Below are 2,948 nucleotides of genomic sequence, written 5' to 3'. Positions count from 1 at the left end.
ACCGCTCTTCCGATCTACACCTTTGAGAAAACTTCTTCGTGAAATTGCCATTTTATTACTCCAATTGACGTCGATTAGTGATGACCTTCAGCAAAGTCTGATGAGTGCTTTTGTAAATACTTCAGTACCAGTGCTTCAGTGTCAGCATCAAAGTTCACGAATGCGATCATGCCATCTAGCATGCCGACCCAACCGTTAGCGCTAAAGTGCGCTTCATCAGGTTGTGAGTGACAAGTCGAGCAGTTCGTTTTGTAGGCATCGCTCGCCGCATTCCAGATCGGAGCGTAGTCGGAAACCATCGATTCTTTTTTCATCCAAAGATTGACGCTCACTTCTTCCCAAGGCAGGCCTGTGAGTTCGTCTTCTTTTCCTTCACCCACGTTCACTTGATCACTCTGGGACACTTCGCGAGATAGGATTGCCGTAGAGATATTAAGACCAAAATCTTCTTGGATCACACGACCAAAGCCTTTCGCTTTTCTCCAGCCGTCAATTTTAACTTCAATCATGTCGCCTTGTTGACCTACGATGGCAACCTGACTGGCTGGACTTAACAAGCCGGCTTCTGTCGTCGCACTTTCATCGGTATACAATGGTAGGTGACGAACGGAAATAACGTCATTGCCCTGGGAGTAGTTGGTGCTACTTGCTGTTTGCTCTAGATCACCAACGATACCACTCATTGAGGCCATATCCGCTGGAAGATGGTGTGCAATGCCTTTATGACAATCGATACAACTTTGATCTCGTTCAGCGGCTTGTTTCATTTGAATGCGCGCCGTTGGTGACATTTGTTCAAAGTCCATCGACTCGTACGCGTGACAATTTTTACATTCCAGTGAACCATTCGCAGAGAACCGATCCCATTCATGGCGAGCCAACTCAAGGCGTCGTGCTTCAAATTTTTCTGGTGTTCCAAGATCACCAAATATTTGCGCGAATACTTCCTTCGATGCTTGCATCTTACGGGCTATTTTTGCTGTCCATTCATGAGGTACGTGACAATCTGGACACGTCGCTCGAACACCAGAGCTGTTTTTCCAGTGGACAGTCTCTTGTAATTCTACGTACACGTTTTCGCTCATGGTATGGCAACCAATACAAAACTCTTCAGTGTTGGTGGCTTCTAAGGCGGTGTTAAAGCCACCCCAAAAAATCACACCAGCAATGAAACCGCCCATGGTTAAAACCCCTAGGCTGATATGAACTGCCGGGCGTGTCATTGTACGCCACAGTCTAGCAATCAATGATTTCATGTTTCACTCTCTTAAAATTCTATTCAAATATGGGTGTTAGAGATGCATTAGCCATGCACGCCAGGGGGCCCAAGAACAAACACTTGCAGCATCCAAACGATAAAACCATACCCACCAACAAAAGCGATACTTAAGATTGGGAAAAGGACGACAGTAATAAAAAGAAAAGACTGCCATTCTAACGAATGTGCCTCACCTTTCTTATCTTCATTAACACTTCTCATACATTTACCTGCATTCGATTTAGTTTTGCCTAACGACTCAATATTTTGAGTTAGTTAAATCTCGTCATTGTTAGGATGAATTTTAGTTCACGTGTCATCTAACTTTCAATAACAACCGCTGTTGAACCCTTATTAATCAACACTTTTTTGAGCTCATCCAGAGATATGTTTGATTGTCGCATTATGTGTAAAATTGTGAACAAATAAGACAAATTACACATGTTACTTTAAAGTTAACCACAAAACACTCAGTTAACAGTTTAGCTCGCTTTTTGTATATAGAGTCCGTCGAAATCCAAAATCATGCTTTTAAAATTCTCCCAGTGTCGTGCGTTTGACACTGATTGAGTCCACAAACCAAATGGGTATAAATAAAAAGAACCAATTAAAGACAAAGGCTGCTTAGTCAAAAAACCTTTACGGCAAATAGGCGGCTTGATAGCAAACAACCATTTAAAGCCGATAAAACTTATATCGACACCAGCCTAAACTTGAACAAAAAACATACACCCCTTTGCGTTAGAAACACTTTATCCACAGAAAATGTGGATAACCCACCCTTCATATAAACATGAGTGCATATTACCTTTAAGCTATTTCGATCACCCAAATACCGACACTTTTAATGTCCAGCATCGAACAAAAGTGCACCAATTTGGTTCTAATTAACACTTCTCACTTTCCTTGTTTGCAGTGCTATCCATGCTTGCTTAATGTGTAGCAAATAGCATTTAAAGGAACATAATCATGAAATTTTCCCAAGACCACCTCGCAGAGCTAAATTTGCTTCTGCAATTTGATATTAGTAGTGCAGCGACAGGCATTAAGGTCCATCAAGATGCCGCTAAAGAGACACAAGAAGCGGCTAAGCGTCTATTCGATAAAGGATTGTGTACACTGCCTGATGGAGGCTACCTCACTGACGAAGGTATCGAAATAGCAGAAAAAGCCGATAAAGTTTTGCGTATACTAAGCGCATAGCTGTCCATTAATCTTCTAACAGAATCCGATGAAAACGATCACTATTATTGGAGCCGGGTGGCTGGGTACTCCCCTCGCCACAACGCTCCTTTCTAAACACCATCGTGTGTTTGCTAGCAACACTTCCTCAGATAAAGCTCAGCAATTATCCGCATTAGGTATTCAAGGATTCATTTGTGATCTTACATCTCCTCATCGGCTTACTGAAAACCTTCTCGAACAACAACCTGACGTTCTTATTGGATGCTTTCCTCCAGGATTTCGTCGAGGCTTGTCTAACGAATACCAGCGTATGTGGCATGCGGTCGTAGAGGCAGCAAAACAGGCTAACGTAAAAAAAATCATTATGATCAGCTCCACAGCGGTTTACCCCGCTATAGATAAAAACCAGCCTGCGCCTCACTTGATGACAGAAAGTATGTCTTGCTATGACTTAGCTAACACCCCATCGAATGAGACTGATAACAGCCGTTCTAGTAAAAATGGC

Annotated in this window: 4 protein-coding genes; 2 read left to right on the top strand and 2 right to left on the bottom strand. The window is 42.6% G+C overall.

All coding sequences use genetic code 11. From position 1 onward, the window contains the following. Window positions 1-74 precede the first annotated feature (74 nt). Both torC and torE read right to left on the bottom strand, forming a co-directional pair. Entirely contained in the window at window positions 75-1,256 is a 1,182-nt protein-coding gene (gene torC / locus ACP45E_RS21555; protein ID WP_017034922.1) for a pentaheme c-type cytochrome TorC, read from the bottom strand. Window positions 1,257-1,303: 47 nt separating this feature from the next. Continuing rightward, complete coding sequence (gene torE / locus ACP45E_RS21550; protein ID WP_017034921.1) at window positions 1,304-1,480, bottom strand: trimethylamine N-oxide reductase system protein TorE; 177 nt, start codon at window positions 1,478-1,480, stop codon at window positions 1,304-1,306. Between the two features lie 747 nt (window positions 1,481-2,227). Here torE and ACP45E_RS21545 point away from each other — a divergent pair. Together ACP45E_RS21545 and ACP45E_RS21540 are read left to right on the top strand one after the other, a co-directional pair. Further along, the gene (locus ACP45E_RS21545; RefSeq protein WP_017034920.1) at window positions 2,228-2,461 is read left to right on the top strand and encodes a TIGR02647 family protein; all 234 of its coding nucleotides are present in this window, start codon (window positions 2,228-2,230) and stop codon (window positions 2,459-2,461) included. A gap of 28 nt (window positions 2,462-2,489) precedes the next feature. Beyond that, on the top strand, window positions 2,490-2,948 hold a 459-nt coding region (locus tag ACP45E_RS21540; protein ID WP_141707480.1), incomplete at its 3' end, for an NAD-dependent epimerase/dehydratase family protein.

Origin of the sequence: Vibrio genomosp. F10 str. 9ZD137 (assembly GCF_049974785.1) — a bacterium.
Classification (GTDB): Bacteria; Pseudomonadota; Gammaproteobacteria; order Enterobacterales; family Vibrionaceae; genus Vibrio.
Note: the sequence above shows the minus strand (reverse complement) of the source record. Positions and strands in the feature narration are given on the sequence as shown.

Excerpts from the sequence above, each read along its gene's own strand:
- torC (WP_017034922.1), bottom strand. The coding sequence starts at position 1,256 with ATGAAATCATTGATTGCTAGACTGTGGCGTACAATGACACGCCCGGCA.
- torE (WP_017034921.1), bottom strand. The coding sequence starts at position 1,480 with ATGAGAAGTGTTAATGAAGATAAGAAAGGTGAGGCACATTCGTTAGAA.
- ACP45E_RS21545 (WP_017034920.1), top strand. The coding sequence starts at position 2,228 with ATGAAATTTTCCCAAGACCACCTCGCAGAGCTAAATTTGCTTCTGCAA.